Source organism: Halopenitus salinus, assembly GCF_042662125.1.
Lineage (GTDB): Archaea > Halobacteriota > Halobacteria > Halobacteriales > Haloferacaceae > Halopenitus > Halopenitus salinus.
The window spans coordinates 225,826-242,923 of the sequence record NZ_JBHSXL010000009.1; the positions used below are offsets into that span (position 1 = coordinate 225,826).

20 protein-coding genes are annotated in these 17,098 nt (G+C 67.4%); 11 read left to right on the top strand and 9 right to left on the bottom strand.

What is annotated here, in order from left to right; genetic code table 11:
• Positions 1 to 13: 13 nt before the first annotated feature.
• The 4 genes from ACFQE9_RS10525 to ACFQE9_RS10540 all read left to right on the top strand — a co-directional run bounded on the left by ACFQE9_RS10525 (position 14) and on the right by ACFQE9_RS10540 (position 3,954).
• Positions 14 to 622 carry an undecaprenyl diphosphate synthase family protein gene (locus ACFQE9_RS10525; protein ID WP_379744185.1) on the top strand — a complete coding sequence of 203 codons (609 nt, stop codon included), beginning with the start codon at positions 14 to 16 and terminating at the stop codon, positions 620 to 622.
• A 125-nt stretch (positions 623 to 747) separates the two neighbouring features.
• On the top strand, positions 748 to 1,233 hold the full coding sequence (gene rimI / locus ACFQE9_RS10530; protein WP_379744187.1) for a ribosomal protein S18-alanine N-acetyltransferase: 486 nt from the start codon (positions 748 to 750) through the stop codon (positions 1,231 to 1,233).
• 83 nt (positions 1,234 to 1,316) lie between these two features.
• Entirely contained in the window at positions 1,317 to 3,113 is a 1,797-nt protein-coding gene (pepF, locus tag ACFQE9_RS10535) for an oligoendopeptidase F (RefSeq protein WP_379744189.1), read from the top strand.
• Positions 3,114 to 3,228: 115 nt separating this feature from the next.
• A complete protein-coding gene (locus tag ACFQE9_RS10540) occupies positions 3,229 to 3,954 on the top strand; it encodes a nucleoside phosphorylase (protein ID WP_379744191.1) in 726 nt (241 codons plus the stop codon).
• A gap of 108 nt (positions 3,955 to 4,062) precedes the next feature.
• Here the strand turns inward: ACFQE9_RS10540 and ACFQE9_RS10545 are convergent, their stop codons facing one another.
• From ACFQE9_RS10545 to ACFQE9_RS10560, 4 genes are all read right to left on the bottom strand, one after another.
• A complete protein-coding gene (locus tag ACFQE9_RS10545; RefSeq protein ID WP_379744193.1) occupies positions 4,063 to 5,304 on the bottom strand; it encodes an NAD-binding protein in 1,242 nt (413 codons plus the stop codon).
• A gap of 143 nt (positions 5,305 to 5,447) precedes the next feature.
• Positions 5,448 to 6,194: an Sjogren's syndrome/scleroderma autoantigen 1 family protein gene (locus ACFQE9_RS10550; protein WP_379744195.1), complete on the bottom strand. Its 747-nt coding sequence runs from the start codon at positions 6,192 to 6,194 to the stop codon at positions 5,448 to 5,450.
• A 144-nt stretch (positions 6,195 to 6,338) separates the two neighbouring features.
• A complete protein-coding gene (gene sufU, locus ACFQE9_RS10555) occupies positions 6,339 to 6,758 on the bottom strand; it encodes a Fe-S cluster assembly sulfur transfer protein SufU (RefSeq protein ID WP_379744197.1) in 420 nt (139 codons plus the stop codon).
• A gap of 123 nt (positions 6,759 to 6,881) precedes the next feature.
• Positions 6,882 to 8,159, bottom strand: coding sequence for an aminotransferase class V-fold PLP-dependent enzyme (locus ACFQE9_RS10560; protein WP_379744199.1), 1,278 nt, complete (start codon positions 8,157 to 8,159; stop codon positions 6,882 to 6,884).
• 148 nt (positions 8,160 to 8,307) lie between these two features.
• Between ACFQE9_RS10560 and ACFQE9_RS10565 the strand changes: the two genes are divergently transcribed.
• The 3 genes from ACFQE9_RS10565 to ACFQE9_RS10575 are packed head-to-tail and all read left to right on the top strand — an operon-like array spanning position 8,308 to position 10,729.
• Positions 8,308 to 9,231: an ABC transporter substrate-binding protein gene (locus ACFQE9_RS10565; protein WP_379744201.1), complete on the top strand. Its 924-nt coding sequence runs from the start codon at positions 8,308 to 8,310 to the stop codon at positions 9,229 to 9,231.
• Between the two features lie 8 nt (positions 9,232 to 9,239).
• Positions 9,240 to 9,965: an ABC transporter permease gene (locus ACFQE9_RS10570; RefSeq protein WP_379745582.1), complete on the top strand. Its 726-nt coding sequence runs from the start codon at positions 9,240 to 9,242 to the stop codon at positions 9,963 to 9,965.
• Positions 9,962 to 10,729 carry an ABC transporter ATP-binding protein gene (locus tag ACFQE9_RS10575; RefSeq protein ID WP_379744203.1) on the top strand — a complete coding sequence of 256 codons (768 nt, stop codon included), beginning with the start codon at positions 9,962 to 9,964 and terminating at the stop codon, positions 10,727 to 10,729. Before ACFQE9_RS10570 ends, ACFQE9_RS10575 begins: the two co-directional genes overlap by 4 nt.
• Before the next feature lie 120 nt (positions 10,730 to 10,849).
• Here ACFQE9_RS10575 and ACFQE9_RS10580 read toward each other — a convergent pair whose 3' ends face one another.
• Both ACFQE9_RS10580 and ACFQE9_RS10585 read right to left on the bottom strand, forming a co-directional pair.
• Entirely contained in the window at positions 10,850 to 11,230 is a 381-nt protein-coding gene (locus ACFQE9_RS10580; RefSeq protein ID WP_379744205.1) for a NifU family protein, read from the bottom strand.
• 74 nt (positions 11,231 to 11,304) lie between these two features.
• Positions 11,305 to 11,634 carry a DUF5783 family protein gene (locus ACFQE9_RS10585; protein WP_379744207.1) on the bottom strand — a complete coding sequence of 110 codons (330 nt, stop codon included), beginning with the start codon at positions 11,632 to 11,634 and terminating at the stop codon, positions 11,305 to 11,307.
• 121 nt (positions 11,635 to 11,755) lie between these two features.
• On the opposite strand from ACFQE9_RS10585, the gene ACFQE9_RS10590 reads away from it, so the two are divergent.
• The 4 genes from ACFQE9_RS10590 (at position 11,756) to ACFQE9_RS10605 (ending at position 15,042) form a co-directional block, all read left to right on the top strand.
• Entirely contained in the window at positions 11,756 to 12,907 is a 1,152-nt protein-coding gene (locus tag ACFQE9_RS10590; RefSeq protein WP_379744209.1) for an inorganic phosphate transporter, read from the top strand.
• Between the two features lie 123 nt (positions 12,908 to 13,030).
• Positions 13,031 to 13,420, top strand: coding sequence for a ferredoxin Fer (fer, locus tag ACFQE9_RS10595; RefSeq protein ID WP_379744211.1), 390 nt, complete (start codon positions 13,031 to 13,033; stop codon positions 13,418 to 13,420).
• 127 nt (positions 13,421 to 13,547) lie between these two features.
• Positions 13,548 to 14,429: a mechanosensitive ion channel family protein gene (locus tag ACFQE9_RS10600; RefSeq protein WP_379744213.1), complete on the top strand. Its 882-nt coding sequence runs from the start codon at positions 13,548 to 13,550 to the stop codon at positions 14,427 to 14,429.
• 160 nt (positions 14,430 to 14,589) lie between these two features.
• A complete protein-coding gene (locus tag ACFQE9_RS10605; protein ID WP_379744215.1) occupies positions 14,590 to 15,042 on the top strand; it encodes an OsmC family protein in 453 nt (150 codons plus the stop codon).
• Positions 15,043 to 15,106: 64 nt separating this feature from the next.
• On the opposite strand, the gene ACFQE9_RS10610 is transcribed toward ACFQE9_RS10605, so the two are convergent.
• The 3 genes from ACFQE9_RS10610 to ACFQE9_RS10620 are packed head-to-tail and all read right to left on the bottom strand — an operon-like array spanning position 15,107 to position 17,005.
• Positions 15,107 to 15,772, bottom strand: coding sequence for a cytochrome c biogenesis CcdA family protein (locus ACFQE9_RS10610; RefSeq protein ID WP_379744217.1), 666 nt, complete (start codon positions 15,770 to 15,772; stop codon positions 15,107 to 15,109).
• Positions 15,769 to 16,311 carry a TlpA family protein disulfide reductase gene (locus ACFQE9_RS10615; RefSeq protein ID WP_379744219.1) on the bottom strand — a complete coding sequence of 181 codons (543 nt, stop codon included), beginning with the start codon at positions 16,309 to 16,311 and terminating at the stop codon, positions 15,769 to 15,771. The genes ACFQE9_RS10610 and ACFQE9_RS10615 overlap by 4 nt, the downstream gene beginning before the upstream one ends.
• 1 nt (position 16,312) lies before the next feature.
• Positions 16,313 to 17,005: an SCO family protein gene (locus tag ACFQE9_RS10620; RefSeq protein ID WP_379745585.1), complete on the bottom strand. Its 693-nt coding sequence runs from the start codon at positions 17,003 to 17,005 to the stop codon at positions 16,313 to 16,315.
• Positions 17,006 to 17,098 lie beyond the last annotated feature (93 nt).

The window sequence follows — 17,098 nt, forward strand, 5'->3', positions numbered from 1 at the left end:
TCTGGTGGGCCACGTGGGGCTCTACGACACCTACCTCGCGGTTCGCTATCGGCTTCGCGACGGCGACGCCCCCGGCCACGTCGCGGTCGTGATCACCGAACGCGACCTGCTTGAGCAGGGCGCCTACGACACCCTCGAGCGGTTCCTCCGGTGGGCGTTCCGCTACGGCGCGGAGCGGGTGACCGTGCTCGTCTCGGTCCTCGACGAGGCGGTCGTCTCGACGCTCGAGCGCGAACTCCGCGATCTGGAGACGCCACGCGAGGTTGCGATCCGGGGCCCGACCGACACCGAGCGCGCGGACGCGCCGATCCGGGTGAGCATCGGACTGGGCGGAAAACGGGAGTTCGCGGAGGCGGTCCGCGACATCGCCGCGGACGTGGACGCCGGCGAGATCGAACCGGAAGACGTCGACGAGTCGACGATCTCCGAGCGGCTCGTGTTCCCGGCCGAGCCCGACCTCCTGATCAAGACCGGTGCCGAACGCCTCTCGGACTTCGCGATCTGGCAGTCGGTCTACTCGGAGCTGTACTTCACGGACGTCAACTGGCGCGACTTCCGCGAGCGGGATTACCTGCGCGCACTCATCGACTTTCGGAACCGGAAGCGGCGGTTCGGAACCTGATCGAGAACGGAAGCGCACCCCGGACCCTGATCGGGCTGGAAGCGAAATCGGAAACGGCACCTCAAGAGCCGTTCCGATCTCGAACGGGTCGTCGGTCTTATCGGAGTTCGGGCCCAACCGCCGCCGTGTCCCGTCCCGACGAGGTGATCGTGAGGGAGGCCGTCCGGGCCGATCTGCTCTCCGTCTTCCGCATCGAGCGGACGGTTTTTTCGGATCCATGGCCCTACGACGCCTTCGAGCGGCTGCTTCGCGAGCCGGCGTTCCTCGTCGCCGAACGGGAGCCGGACTCGGCGATCGTCGGCTACGTCGTCGCCGACGTGACGCCGAACTACGGCCGCGACATCGGACACGTGAAGGACATCGCCGTCCGCCCGGACGAGCAGGGGAGGGGGTTCGGCGGCCGGCTGCTCGCCGCCGGGCTCTCCAGGCTCCGGATGCAGGGCGCCTCGGTCGTGAAACTCGAGGTCCGCAAGGGCAACGAGCGCGCCCAGTCGCTGTACCGCTCACACGGGTTCGAGACGCTTCGACGGGTGAACCGCTACTACCAGGACGGCGAGGACGCGATCGTGATGGTACTCGATCTCGAGGCGTGGGCCTCGGAGTCCGGCTGACCCTGGAATCCGAACAGCAGTGGATTCGTCGAGACGCGCGTCGGTTGGGAACCTTTAGGGCCGACGACGCCGTCTCGAACCGTATGAGTTCGGTCCCCGAACGCGAGGAGATCGACCCCGAGTACCGCTGGGACATCGAGGACGTCTACGCGTCCGACGAGGAGTGGGAGGCCGCTTACGAGTCGATCGCGGGACGCGTCGACCAGCTCCGCGAGTACGAGGGACGCGCCACGGACGATCCGGAGACCCTCCTCCAGTTGCTCGAACTTCGCGAGGAGATCATGCGCGAGGTCGCCACGGTCGCGGTCTACGCCCGGCTACGAAGCGCCGAGGACACGACGAACGGAACCTACCAGGCGATGGCCGCCAAGGGGTCCTCGCTGCGTTCGGAGGCCTCGAGCGCCATCTCGTACCTCGAGCCGGAGCTGCAGGAGCTGACCGAGCGGGACCTCGAGGCGTTCCTCGAGGCCGAGCCGGAACTGGAGGCCTACGACCACTACCTCCGGGACGTCCTCCGGATGAAGCCGCACACCCGGTCGGCGGAGGTCGAGGAGGTGCTTGCGGACCTCTCGGAGGTCACGAGCGCGCCCTCGGAGATCTACTCGATGCTCACCAACGCGGACATGTCCTTCGGCACCGTCGAGGGGCCGGACGGCGAGCCGGTCGAGATCACCCAAGCCAACTTCACGAAGCTGCAGACGAAACCCGACCGTGAGTTCCGGCGGACGGTTCACGAGACGTTCTACGACGAGTGGGCGGACGTGCGGAACACGGTCGGCACGTCCCTCGAGAAGGCCGTGCGCGAACACGTCACGAGCGCCGAGATACGGGGGTACGAGACCGCCCGGGCTGCCGCGCTCGACGGCCCGAACGTCCCGACCGAGGTCTACGACACCCTCGTCGACACGGTTCGAGACGAGATCGACGCGCTCCATCGCCACGCCGAGTTGAAGCGGTCGGCCCTCGGCGTCGACGAGCTTCGGAGCCACGACCTCTACATGTCGTTGACCGGCGAGGAGGGCCCGGACGTCGAGTACGAGCAGGCCGCCGAGTGGGTGAAAGAGGCCGTCGAGCCGCTCGGCGAGCCCTATCGAGAACGGATGGCCGAGGGGCTCGAGAGCCGCTGGGTCGACGTCTACGAGAACGAGGGCAAGCGGTCGGGGGCGTTCTCCTCGGGAACCTACGACACCCAGCCGTTCATCCTGATGAACTACCAGGACGACATCGCCTCGATGTTCACCCTCGCCCACGAGCTCGGCCACTCGATGCACTCCGAGCTGGCCGGCGACGCCCAGCCGTGGCACGACGCGAGCTACGACATCTTCGTCGCGGAGATCGCCTCGACGGTGAACGAGACGCTTCTCACCCACCACCTGCTCGAAACCCTCGAGGACGACGAGCTGCGGACCCACGTCCTCGACGAGTACCTCGAGCGCTTCCGAAGCACGCTGTTTCGACAGACGATGTTCGCCGACTTCGAACACCGCATCCACGGGCGCATCGAGGACGACGAGGCGCTCACCCCGGACGTTCTCGACGAGCTGTACGGCGGCATCAAACGCGAGTTCTACGAACCGGCAACGCTCGAGGGCGGGATCGAACGCGAGTGGGAACGGATTCCGCACTTCTACTATGACTTCTACGTCTACCAGTACTCGACGGGGATCGCGGCGGCGGCCGCGATCGTCGACCGCATCCTCGAGGAGGGCGAACCGGCCGCCGACGACTACCGCGACATGCTCGCGGCCGGCGGCTCCGACTACCCGCTCGAGGTGGTCCGGCTGGCCGGGATCGACATGGCCGAGCCGGAGCCGATCGAGTCGGCGATCGGCGTCTACCGGAGCTACCTCGACGAGATCGAGACGCTGTTGGACCTGTAGGAAGCTCCCGTCGTACACGCAGTAGGGTCCCCTCCTCGTTCACCCGCGACCGGACTCGAGGACCGCAATCGAGACACATCGGACGGTTTTTCTCCCGTCCGGGAGACGATCGGACATGGCCAAACAGCCGCATCTATTGATCGAGGAGGGGGACGTCGCCGACGTCGCGATCGTCCCCGGCGATCCCGGCCGCGTCGACCGGATCGCGGATCGGTGTGACGACGCGGAGACGGTGTCCGAAAACCGCGAGTACACGATCGTCAACGCCAGCTACGAGGGCGTCCCGCTCACGATCTGCTCGACGGGGATCGGCGGTCCCTCCGCGGCCATCGCGGTGGAGGAACTCGCCGCGGTCGGCGTCGACACCTTCCTCCGGTGTGGGACCTGCGGGGCCCTGCAGTCGGACATCGAGATCGGCGACATGGTCGTCGCGAACGGCGCCGCCAAGGAGGAGGGAACCTCGAAGCGCTACGAGTCGGCGGTGTATCCGGCCGTCCCCGACTACGAGGTCCTCTCCGCGCTCGTCGACGCCGCCAGAGCGAACGACGAGGACGTCCACGTCGGGCCCATCGTCTCCGACGACGCCTTCTACAACGAGAGCGAGGACTTCGTCGACGACTGGGAGGCCGCGAACCTGCAGGCGATCGAGATGGAGGCGGCGACACTCTTCGCGCTCGCGCGCCGCAAGGGGCTCCGCGCCGGCGCGATCTGTACCGTCGACGGCAACCTCGTCGAGGGGACCCAGAAGGGCGCCGACTCCGACGACGAGCTGCCGGAGAAGGCGAAGGACAACGTCGAGCGCGCGATCGAGTTGACCCTCGAAGCGGTCACGGCGCTGTAGAACCTGAACGGTCACGACGTCGGAGGACCTGAACGGTCACGACGTCGGAGGACCTGAACGGTCACGGCGCCGGTCGGATCGTCGCTTCCACCCTCGAGTTGTTGGGTCTCACCGTTCCGACTTCTCCGCGTCCTCACCGTTTGTGCCCTCGGTCACATCCCCGCCCGGAACACCGCCGTCCACGGATTCCTTGGCGGTCGGTTCCGACTCCTCCATGATCTCGTCGGCGACGGCCTCCGAGTCCGCGCCGAACGCGGAGTCGACGAGGAGGTGGCCCCCGAGCGTCGCCGGCGAGATGACGTGGTCCGCGCCGGCGCGGCGCAGTTTGTCCACGTTCTCGCGCTGGGTCGCGGCGGCGACGATCCGGACGTCGGGGTTGAGCTGGCGGGCGGTGAGGATCGACAGCGCGTCGGCCGCGTCGTCGTTCGTCGCGACCACGATGGCGCGTGCGTCCCCGATCCGTACGGTTTCGAGAGGAGCGACGTCGCTCGGGTCGGCTGCGAGGACCGAGATGTCCCGGTCGCTCAACCGGCTCGCCTCGCGTTCGTCGTCGGTGACGACGACGTAGGTGGTCCCGCGTTCGGTGAGTTCTTCGAGTATCGGTTCCGTCAGGTCCCCGTATCCGAGCACGAGGACGTGGTTTTCGAGCAGGTCGAACTGGCGTTGTGTCATCTTTCCGAGTGCCTTCGAGAGTTGTGCCTCGATCGCGGGCGTCAACAGGACCCCGAGCGCGACCGCGAAGGCGGCCACGTTGATCACGAGCACCGAGACGCCGAACATCCGGCCGATCGCGGTCGTCGGCGTCACGTCGCCGTAGCCAACGGTCGAGGCGGTCACGACGGTGTAGTAGAACGCGTCGACGAGGGTGTCGATCCCGGTGAACTCCTCGCGCAGGGCGAAGGAGCCGAACGTCCCGTAGGCCAGCGCGGTCGCGAGCGCCGTCCCCGCGGCAAGCTGTGTCGGCGAGGGCCGGTAAGTCCGCGTGAACCGGCCCCGGTTGACGACGAGCGCCGGGATCGACACCGTCGACAACACGACGAGGGGCAACGAGACGACGGAGACCTGTAACAGCCCCTGGATCGCCGTCAACGGGAGGAGCACGGCCGTCGAGTACAGCCCGACGCGGTACCCGCGTTTGAGCGCGTAGCCGCTCGCGAGCATTGCGAATCCGGTGAGCGTCCCGGTGAACCCGACCGCCTGTCTGACGAACTCGGGGATGTACGCCGACAGCGGGCCGTCGACCCCGACGCCGGCGATGTGGAGCAGCCCGACGAGGATCGAAAACACCGCGACGGCGAACGTCAAGACGATCGACGCCCGGACGGTCACCCACTCGCGACTCCACTCCATGTCGGATGGAGAACCACCGTCAACTTAAAAGGGTCGTGCAAACCGCGACGTGGAAGCGTTCTCGATCGCCGCCGAGCGGTGGACTCGCGTTCACCACCGAGCGGTGGTTCCGCGATCGACGCCGGATGCTGGCCCGGACGGGCTCACCGGTCGAGCGCGGAGAGGGCCTCCGCCGCCTCGCGTGCGGCCTCGAGGTCCTCCCGGGCGCGGCGCGGTCCGTCCGCCCGCTCCGCCGCCTCCGCGAAGCGGCGGACGGTCCGCGACAGCGATTCGCGGGCGGCGCGCAGATCCTCCGAGGGGTCCGGGTTCGTCTCCCTGTGGCCGGCTCGTGGGTCCCCCTCGCTTCGGATCGCATCGCTCGCGGGTCGGCTCGGGGCGTTCGTCCCGGCCGGTTCCGACGGTGCCGCGCGTTCGGGCGTGGGTCGCCCCTCGACGACGTTCCGCTCAGCGCTTCCGTTGGCCGTCGGCGCGTCCGTGTTCGCGTCCGCCGCGTTCGCCGTGTTCGCGTTCGCCGTGTGTTCCTCCGGCGAACCCGCATCCACCGTGTGTTCGTCCGGCGGGCTCGGGTCAGCCGGATCCGCGTTCGTCGCCGACCCGGCCGCCGTGGACTCCGGGTTCGATCCGGCCCCGTTCGTGGTGGTTTCCGCGCCCGCGTCGATCTCGGCTCCGGTCTCCTCTGCGGCATCCTCGCGGGCACACGTCGGGCAGAACTCCCGGCCGTCGTGGCGAAAGATGGGATCCCCACAGGCGTCACAGTGGCTGTTCGTCATCGTGGCACCCTTCAACAGCAGCTCGGACATGTGCTGGGTGTGTTCGCGCTTCTTGCGGTCACGCTCGTACTTCTCTCGAAGCTTCTCGCGTTCGGCCTCCTTGTCGAACTCCTCGCTCATACATCGGTACACGGGGTCGACCCGCAAAAGCTCGGCGGGCTCGGGTGAACCCCACGTTCGACGGGAGCGGTCGGTCGCGGAAGGCCTCGGGGGTTGGTCGCGGAGGGTCGGTCGCGTCGCGGTCGTTCGTGCCGTCGTCCGCGCTCAGTCCTCGGTCTTCGTTCGATCGACGTCGAGTTCGCCCCGCTCGATCTTCACGCCGTCCTGGGCGACCTGCCGGCCAAGCACCGCACACTTCACGCGCATCGGCGAGATGTCGACGCCGAGCATCTCCGTGACGTCGTCGGTGTCGAGCTCCTCGAGCTCCTCGATCGTCATCCCGGCGAGCCGCTCGGAGAGCATGCTCGCGGAGGCCATCGAGATGGCACACCCGTCGCCGGTGAAGCTGACGTACTCGATCGTCTCGCCGTCGTCCGCGAGCCGGATGTCCATCCGGATCGTGTCCCCACACGAGGGGTTCTCGCCGACGTGCGTGATGTCCGGATCCTCCATCTCCCCGTAGTTTCTGGGGTTCTTGTAGTGATCGAGGATCTGCTGTCGGTACATGTCCGAGCCCAGTCCCATGCTGTCTCACGGTAGCCGACTCGGGGGGAAAAGCGTTCCGCAGCGTGGGTGAACGTGCCGCGATCGGTCGAAATCCCCTCCGTTGTGTCGACACGGCCGCGTCGAATAGCGCGGTCGCGCCGCTCAGGCGAAGAGTTCGCGCGCCTCGTCGATCGCCTCGACCAGCGTGTCGATCTCCTCGAGGGTGTTGTAGACGTAAAAGGACGCGCGGGCGGTCGAGGAGACGCCGAGCTTGTCGTGGAGGGGCTGGGTGCAGTGGTCGCCGGCGCGGATCGCGACGCCGAAGTCGTTGAGGATGCTCGAGAGGTCGTGGGCGTGGACGCCGTCGACGTTGAACGAGACGAGTCCGCCGCGACGATCGCCGGGCGGGCCGTAGATGGTCACGTCGTCGAACTCGCTCAGCCGGTCGTAGGCGTAGGCGGCCAGCAAGTCCTCGTGGGCGCGCACGTTCTCCATGCCGATGTCCTCGACGAAGTCGATCGCGGCCGCGAAGGCGATCCCCTGGGCGATGGACGGGGTTCCGGCCTCGAACTTCCAGGGGAGGTCCTCGAAGGTGGTCTCCTCGTAGCTCACCCGGCGGATCATGTCGCCGCCATAGTTGAACGGCCCCATCGCGTCGAGGATCTCCTCGCGGCCGTAGAGCGCGCCGATGCCGGTCGGACCGCACATCTTGTGGGCGGAGAACGCGAGGAAGTCGGCGCCGAGGTCGTCGACGTCGACCGGACGCGTCGGGACCGACTGGGCGCCGTCGACGAAGACGTACGCGTCGTGGTCGTGTGCGAGGTCCGCCAGCTCGCGAACGGGGTTGATCGTTGCGAGCGCGTTCGAGACGTGGACCGCGGAGACCATCGCGGTCGCGTCGTCGATGCACTCGGCGGCGTGATCCATGTCCAGGGTCCCGTCCTCCTCGACCGCGATGAATCGGACCTCGGCGCCGGTCCGCTTGCCGATCTGCTGCCAGGTGACGAGCGAGGAGTGGTGTTCCATCTCCGTCAGGACGACGTTGTCCTCGGGCCCGAGCTCCCGAAGGCCCCACGCGTACGCGACGAGGTTCTCCGCCTCGGTCGTGTTCTTGGTGAAGACGATCTCCTCGCGCCCCTCGGCCCCGACGAACTCCGCCACGCGGTCGTGGGCCTCCTCGTAGGCGACGGAGGCCTCCTGGCTCAGCTGGTGGATGCCGCGGTGGACGTTCGCGTTGTACCCGCGGTAGTAGTCCGCGATCGTCTCGACGACCGGCTCCGGCGTGTGGGTCGTCGCCGCGTTGTCGAGGTAGACGAGCGGCGTCTCGTCGCCGGGGCCCTCGCCGGGCGTCGTCGCGTCCCCGCCGACGTGCCGCTTCAGGATCGGGAACTCGGCACGTATCGACTCGACGTCGAACGGATACCGTTCCTGTTGGCTCATTGTGGTGGGGTTGGGGCTCGAGCGTGAACACGCCTTCGGTCCGGGCCCGCGCCGGAACGACGCCCGGATGTCTCGACCGTAACTTCGAACGGTTTCACCGATCCGGAAAGGACTAAGTACGTTGCCGGATAGCGTTGTATCGTATACGATGCAACGACGGGAACTCCTCGCCGCGGCCGCAGGTGGATTGTCGATCGGGATCGCAGGCTGTGCGGGCGCTCCGTCCGGATCCGAAGAGCAGGCCGCCGGCGTGTCCGGCGAGACGCTCACGCTGACGACGACCACGAGCACGTACGACACAGGTCTGTTGAGCGAGCTCAACGCCCCCTTCGAGGAGATGTACGGGGTGACCGTCGACTCGGTGGCACAGGGCACCGGTGCCGCGCTGGAGACGGCCCGAAACGGCGATTCGGACGTCGTCATGGTTCACGCGCGGTCGCTGGAGGACGAGTTCATGCGCGAGGGCTACGGCGTGAACCGTCGGGACCTGATGTTCAACGACTTCGTGATCGTCGGCCCCGGATCGGATCCGGCCGGGATCTCGGGGATGGAGTCGGCCACCGACGCCTTCGCCGCGATCGCCGACTCCGAGGCTCCCTTCATCTCCCGAGGGGACAACTCCGGGACGCACACGAAGGAGCTCGCGATCTGGGAGGCGGCCGGAACCGATCCGGGCGGCGACTGGTACCGCGAGACCGGACAGGGGATGGGCGAGGTGCTCAACATCGCGAACGAGGCGGACGGCTACACGCTCGCCGATCGCGGGACGTATCTCTCACAGCGGTCGGAGATCGATCTCGAGATCCTCGTCCAGGGACCGATCGAGGGCGGACCCGAACTCCTCTCGAACCCCTACGGCATCCTCGCCGTGAACCCGGCGATCCACGAGAACGTCAACTACGACCTCGCGATGGCCTACATCGGGTACGTCACGAGTCCGGAGGCACAGGAGCTGATCTCGAACTACGAGGCCAACGGCGAACAGCTGTTTTTCCCCCGTGCGCTCTCCGAGGATCCGGACTTCCAGCAGTACGTTCCGGAAGGGTGGAGCGGGAACGCGTCCGATAACTGACCGTGCCGATCGAATCGACCGCGACGCTCGTGACGCCGCCGACGTTCCTGCTGCCGGCCGGATTTCCCTTCGAGCCGGTCTACGTTCGAAGCATCATCGGCGTCTCGCTGTACGTGAGCGGGGTTGCAGTCCTCGCGAGCGCCGCAGCGAGCCTGCCGATCGCGCTCCTCGTCGGGTTCAACGACTTTCCAGGGAAACGGCTCCTGACGGCCGCCATCAACACCGGGATGGGCTTTCCGAGCGTCGTCGTCGGCCTGGTGGTTCTGTTCCTCGTTTCGAACCAGGGACCGCTCGGCGAGCTCGAACTGGTCTTCACCAAGGAGGCGATGATCCTGTCGCAGTTCGTCCTCGCGACGCCGCCGATCACGGCGATCAGCCTCGCGGCGATCGACGGCGTCGACCGCGGCGTTCGCGACGCGGCACACGTGCTCGGCGGGACTCGACTCGACGTCGCGCTCGTCACGATCAAGGAGGCCCGATACGGCATCGCGACCGCGGTGCTCGCCGGGTTCGGCCGCGCGATAAGCGAGGTCGGATCGGTCCTCATCGTCGGCGGCAACATCGCCGGCTCGGGCGGCGTCTCGAAGACCCGCACGCTCACCACCGCGATCCAGCTCGAGGCCCGCCAGGGCCGCTACGAGACGGCCATGGTCCTCGGCGCCGTGCTCGTGGTTCTCGTCCTGGTCGTCAACGGGATCGTGATCCGACTCGGCGACGGGGGGGTTCAGCGATGACGCTTCGCGCCGTCGGCGTCTCCAGAACCTACGGGGGGGAGACCGTCCTCCGGGACCTATCCCTCGACGTCGGCTCGGGCGAAGTGCTCGCCGTGATCGGCCCCTCCGGCGTCGGGAAGTCGACCCTGCTCCGGCTGCTCGCGCTGGCGGAGGAGCCGAACGAGGGGACGATCGAACTCGACGGGACCGACGCGTGGGCCCTCGACAACGGCGAGCGGCTCCGGCTTCGACGACGGGTCGGGATGGTCTCCCAGGAGGCGAACCTCTTCGACGCTTCCGTGGCTCGAAACGTGGCCTACGGGCTCCGAGTCCGCTCGTCGTGGCGGGATCGACTTCGCGGATCGCTCGCCTCGGTCGTCGCGTCGAACGGGACGGCCGACGCGGTCGAGGAGTCCCTGTCGATCGTCGGGTTGAGCGACGAACTCGACCGGGAGGCCGACTCGCTGTCGGGCGGCGAGGCTCAGCGCGTCTCGTTCGCCCGGGCGATGGCCTACGACCCGGACGTCCTGCTCCTCGATGAGCCCACCTCGGATCTCGATCCCCGAAACACGGCCGCCATCGAGGAGGCGATCGCCGCGGCACGCGACCGCGGGATCGGCATCGTCCTCGCCACCCACGACATGCATCAAGCCGAACGGGTCGCCGATCGGGCGGCGGTGCTGCTCGGCGAGTCGATCGCGGAGATGGGGCCGACCGAGCAGGTCTTCGAGGACCCTCACGACGAGCGGACCCGGAAGTTCATCTCCGGGGAACTGGTCTATTGACGATCGGGGACGTGATCTCCGAACGCAGATCCCACGCCGGATCCGCATCGATCGGACTCACGCCAAACGAAGGGAACGGAAAAACGGACGCTGCCAGCGGGTCGGTCGACGCGAACCGACTCAGAACGGAGCCTGCGGCCCCTCGTCGTCCTCGCCGCCGTCGTCGGACGTCTCGCCGGGGAACGAGGGGGACATGCCGCCGCCTCCCGTGCCGCCCAGGTCGCCGTCGGCGCCGGAGCCCATGCCGGTGTCGGCGTGGACCGTGTCGATCTCGGGGATCTCCTTCACCATTCGGGACTTGATCGCCTGGATCGTCATCGGCGAGATGCCGCAGCCGGAACAGGCGCCGCCGAGCTGGATGTGAACCTCGCCGCTCTCGCGGTCGAGGTGGCTGATCGCGGCGTCGCCGCCGTGCATCTGGATCTGCGGGAAGTTCCGCCGCAGGAAGTTCGTGATCCGGTCTCGCAGGTCGTCGTCCGTCTCCGCCGTTTCCGTGCTCATGTCACCGGGTTGGCCGCGAATCGGCTTATGCCTTTGGTTCGGATCGATCCGACCGTGATCCGTGCTCAGGTTCGTCAGTTCTCGGGCTGTTCGACCCCGAAGACGCGGTGCAGCTCCGATTCGATGCGCGAGACGTAGATCCCGAGCGTCTCATCGAACTTCTCGTCGTCGACGAGCACGCCCTGTAGCCGATCGCGAGGGTTCTCGGGCAGCTCGACGACGAACTCGCCGTCCTCGTAGAACGGCTCGGACTCGTTGAGCACCTGCTGGTCGATCCCGTGGATCAGCTCGGAGTCGTACCGCTCGTTCATGTACTCGAAGGCGTTCTTGTAGGCGCGTTGCAGCTCCGTGAAGTAGTTCGCGTACTTGTCCTCGAACTTCTCGGGGTCGAACTCCGTGGCCATGTCCGCCGGTGGGAGTCGATCGGGGAAAAGTCGGCCGGTCGACCGCGGTCGGGAGCCGACGCGACTCGTTCCCGAGACCGACTCGAACGGGCTTATATGCTCGGGTCCGGTAGCATCACGCGTGTCGGAACTGGTGTTACTCGCCGTCGGGATCGTGGTCGCCGCCTTCGTCGGCGTCAACATCGGCGGATCGGGGACCGGGGTCGCGTTCGGCCCGGCCGTCGGCAGCGAGCTGGTCTCCAAGGTCGTCGCCGGGGGGCTCATGTCGATATTCGTCCTCTTCGGCGGTTGGACCATCGGCCGCCGCGTCGTCGACACCCTCGGCGCCGGACTCCTGAGCGGGAACCCGTTCACCCTGCGGACGTCCATCGTGGTGCTGTTCTTCGTCGGCGGCGCGCTGTTCGTCTCGAACGTCTTCGGGGTCCCCGCCTCGACGTCGATGACCGCGGTCGGCTCGATCGCCGGCCTCGGGATCGCCCGCGGAACCCTGAACCAGGGGATCGCGCTCGAGATCGTCGCCTGGTGGCTCGTCGCCCCGATCGTCGGCTTCTGGGTGAGCGCGGTCGTCGGGCGCTACTGGTACGATCGGCTCGCGGCGAAGCTCGCGATCGACCGCTCGGAGGGCCCTCCGGCGCACATCGACCGATCGGGGCGAATTCCGACGATCCAGGTCGCGGCCGGCGCGACGAGACGGGAGGTCGTCGGCGCCGGGATCGTGATCGCGATCGCGTGTCTCAACGCGTTCTCGGCGGGCGCCTCGAACGTGGCCAACGCGGTCGCCCCCCTCGTCGGGAGCGGCGATCTCTCGATGAACGCCGGCGTGCTGTTGGCCGCCTTCGCGATGGGCATCGGGGCGTTCACCCTCGGCCGACGGACCCTCGAGACGATGGGCAACGACCTGACGGAACTGCCGCTCACCGCCGCGCTCGTGGTCTCGCTCGTGACGTCCGTCCTCGTCGTCGGGCTCTCGGGGCTCGGGATCCCCGCCTCGTTCGTCGTGATCGCGACGATGAGCATCGTCGGGCTCGGTTGGGGGCGCGCCACCCGCCTCGATCGCCTTCCCGAGACGCCGACGGAGCGGCCGGCGGAGATCGGCGCGCCCGTCGAGAGCGGGGACGCACCCGGGGCGATCGACGACGAGGACGGGTCGATCAACGTCGCCGACCTCTACGAGCCGACGACGACCGCGCGCGTGATCTTGTTACAGAACGCGGTTCCGGTCGCCGCCACGGTCGGCTCCTACCTCGTCTTCCTCGCGGTTCCCTCGCTGTAGCGAAATCGGTCGATCGGGCACGGATATCCGTGATAAAGCGACACCCGAACACGTTTCGGCGATCGCGGCGTCATTCGTACCGAACAGCAAAGCCTAATGAGGTGGGTGGTGAAACGAACGGTGATGCCCACAGTAGAATACCTCAACTACGAGACGCTCGACGACCAGGGCTGGTCGGTCGACGACGACGACCTCTTCGAGAAGGCGGCCGACGCCGGACTCGACGACGAGGACTACGGGTCCCTCGAGGTCAACCAGGGCGAGTACATCCTCGAAGCCGCCGAGGCGCAGGGGTACGACTGGCCGTTCTCCTGCCGCGCCGGCGCGTGTGCGAACTGCGCGTCCATTCTCAAGGAGGGCGAGATCGAAATGGACATGCAACAGATCCTCTCGGACGAGGAGGTCGAGGAGAAGAACGTCCGTCTGACCTGCATCGGCAGCCCGGCCGCCGACGAGGTCAAGATCGTCTACAACGCGAAACACCTCGACTACCTGCAGAACCGCGTCATCTGAAGAACGGCGTTCACCGTCCGTTCAGATCGGGCGTTTCCGGGGTTGATTAACGCTCTCCCGGGCGCTTTCTCTTGGCTCGTCACGTGGTAAATGGTTAAGTCATCATCAGGAGAACCCCCATTGAGACATGATACCACTTCAACAGGGGGTTTCCCTCGATCCACAACAGTACGTTCCGGCACTCGTGGGTGCGGTCACGACGGTCGTGTTGTTCGTCGTCGTGTTCGCCGTCATCTACCTGCTCGGGAAGTACTTCGTGACCCGAGCGGTCGAACGCAGCCTCAGGCGGCGGGACTTCGACGAGACGCTCGTCGGGCTGGTGGTCAACACGACCGTCGTGGTAGTCGGCGTCGTGTCGGTGGCGCTCGCCGCGACGGTCGCCGGCTTCGGCGTCGTCCTCGCGGCGTTTGCAACCCTCGCCGGTGCGCTCGCGCTCGCGGTCGGCTTCGCCGCCCGAGACCTCATCGCCAACTTCGTCGCCGGCGTGTTCATCATTCAGGATGAACCGTTCACCGTCGGCGACTGGATCGAGTGGGACGGGAACGGCGGCGTGGTCCGGGACATCCACCTGCGGGTGACGAAACTGGACACGTTCGACAACCAGCTGGTCACCGTTCCGAACAGCGCGCTCGCTAATGCCGCGGTGATCAACAACGTGGAAAACGATCACCGCCGGGTTTCGGTCGATTTCGGCATCGGGTACGACGACGACATCGAACGGGCGCGGGAGACCATCATCGACGAAGGTGGAGCCATCGACGACGTGCTTTCGGAACCCGCCCCCACGGCGCCCGTCACGGGACTCGGCGACTCGGCCGTCGTGCTCCAAGGGCGGATCTGGATCGACCCGTCCGAGAGCGGCTACGGGGCAGTGCGTGCACGATTCGTCGAGGCGGTCAAACGACGCTTCGATAGCGAGGGGATCGACATGCCGTACCCCAATACGGAACTCTCGGGTGGCATAGAGATCACGAACCCCGGAGAGGTCCAGGGGATTTCCGGCGACTGAGGAGTGGTGGACCGCTCCATCACGCGCCGCCGCGTGTGACGGTCGATCAGGGTTCGTCCCGCTTTTTCGCGTCATCCCGTCCGAGTTCCCCGTCACAGTTCCCGGCCAGTTTCCCCGTCGTGTGTGCGTTTTATCGCGCCGGAGCGCCGATCGGACATCGATGAGCGAGACGGAGAATCTCCACCAGTTCGCGGTCGAGGCACGAAGCGAGAGTTCCACGAGGACCGCCGTCGAGGTCCGTGATTTCGAGTTCGTCGTCGACGAGCCGGAGCCGCTCGGCGGGACCGACGAGGGGCCGAACCCGGTCGAGTACCTGCTCGGCTCGTGGGCCGGCTGTCTCAACGTCGTCGCCAACCTGGTCGCGCGAGAGCGCGACATCACGATCGACTCCCTCGACATCTCGATCGAGGGCGATCTCGATCCGCGCGGGTTCAAGGGCGCTTCCGACGACGTACGAGCCGGGTATCAGGAGGTCCGCGTGGAGATCGACGCGGAGACCGACGCCGACGACGAGGAGCTCCGCGAGTGGCTCGAGGCCGTCGAGCAGCGCTGTCCGGTCGGCGACAACCTCCAGCACGAGACGCCCACCGAGATCGAACTCGTCGACGAGTAGACGCCTGCTCCGGCCAGGCGGCCGGCTGGATGAGCGTTCGTCCGGAGATCGTTCGATCGGGTCGTCAGTAGACGACGAGCGACAAGTAGAGCTGTCCGATCCCCGCGAACACCATCACGACGCCCGCGAGCTGTTTCAGTCGAGCGGAGTAGGCCACGAGCCGGCCGGCGTTCGACAACAGCCCGACCCCGGTCGCAACGGTGGTGGCGACCATCAAGACGGCGACGACGCCGGCGTAGACTCCGAGCAGGAGGACCGCGACGTCGCCCGGCAAGGCGATCGCTCGAGCGACGACCGCGAGGAATATCGGAGCGACACACCCCGCTCCGGCGAGCGCGTATCCCGCCCCGAAGAGACCGAATCCGAGCACGCTCGACCGCCGCTTCGGCAGGGGAACGGAGACGGAGGGAGCACGACCCGCCGCGACGAGCAGTCCGAAGACGACGAGCAGCCCCCCGACGAGCGACTCGAAGATCGTGATGTTCGAGAGCGTCGCGTTTCCGATCCGCACGGTCGCTCCGGCGAGGATCGCGAAGGTGGCGAGCACGCCCGCTCCCGCGGCGACGCCTCGGATCCCGGCGCCGCCGACCGAGGCCTCGTCCGCCTCGACCTGGTTCACGTAGAAGCCGACGTACCCCGGTAAAAGCGGATAGGCGCACGGCGAGAAGAACGTCGCCACGCCCGCGGTGATCGCGAACGGGAGGTTCGCCGCGAGCGTCGCGTCGGTCATCGGTTCCGGGCGCTCTCGATCCGTTCTACGAGCGCATCAGCCGTGTGAACGCCCGAGTCAGACCAGCGAACGCGGCCGGTGTCGTCGATGACGACGGCGGTCGGATAGCCACCGACGTCGAGCTTGGAGGCGAGCTCCGCGGTCGGATCGGCGCCGACGAGCCAGTCGCCGTCGTGTTCGCGCCACCAGTCGGCGACCTCCCCCTCGGTCACCGACCGGCCGACCGCCTCGGTGGTGACCGAGACGAAGAGGACGTTCTCGCCGACCCGATCGCTCGCCTCGCCGAGGGCGGGCATCTGCTCGATACAGGGGGGACACCACGTCCCGAAGAAGTCGACGAACGTGGTCCGGTCCGGCGCGGGGATCGTGACCTCGCCGTCGCGGCTCCCCGGCGCCTCGATCGTCTCTATCGTCACCGGGTCCACGGGCTCGACGTCCGATCCTCCGAGCATCGCCGGCGCGGTCCCGGTCGCGAGGAGGCCGGCGCCGCCGAGCGCACCGACGCTCGCGATCCCGGCGAGGAGGTCCCGGCGTCGCATCCTACCCGTTCACCACCCGTTCGAAGTCGTTCACGACGGTCTCGACGTCCACGTTCGGTCCGTTCGGGTAGGCGCGTTCGACGTATCCGCGCCGATTCGCGAGCAGGATGAGCCCGTAGTGGGGAAACTGGTACTCCAGGTTCTCGTAGTCGTCCGCGGGGGCCTTCTCGATCTTCAGACCGAACTCCTCCTCGATGAGGGTTTGTCCCGCCTCGTAGCTCTCCGGCCGCAGGAAGTGCCAGTTGCCCACCTCGAGGTTCACGCCCTGTTGGCCCGCGTACTCGTGGAGGACGTCGGCCGTGTCCCGCTCCGGATCGAAGGTGACCGCGAGGAAGGCGGCGTCGTCGCCGTATCCCTCCTCGGCCGCGACCGCCTGTGCACGCCGGAGTCGAAGGATGAGGGCGGGGCAAACGCCGTCGGGACAGTTCGTGTAGAAGAAGGTCATCAACACGGCCCGCTCGCCCTCGAGATCCTCGGTCGAAACCGCCTCGTCCGCGATCGGATCCGGCAGGCTGACGGCCGGAAGTTCGTCGCCGTAGCTCGGATGGACGGACTCGCTCAGATCCCGTTCGGGCGGTCCGAGGACGGTGTTCTCGTTGCCCGTGCCGGGAACCATGCCGAGACAGCCGGCGGTGGCAGCGGTGGCGGCGGCGCCGGAGGCCGCAAGGGAGCGTAGATACTGACGGCGGTCCATGTTCGTGGATACGTCGCGGTACATAAATGTACCACGTTGATCCCCAATCGGTGCGAATCGCGCTCGAACTCGCCGGGTGCCAGAACACCCATT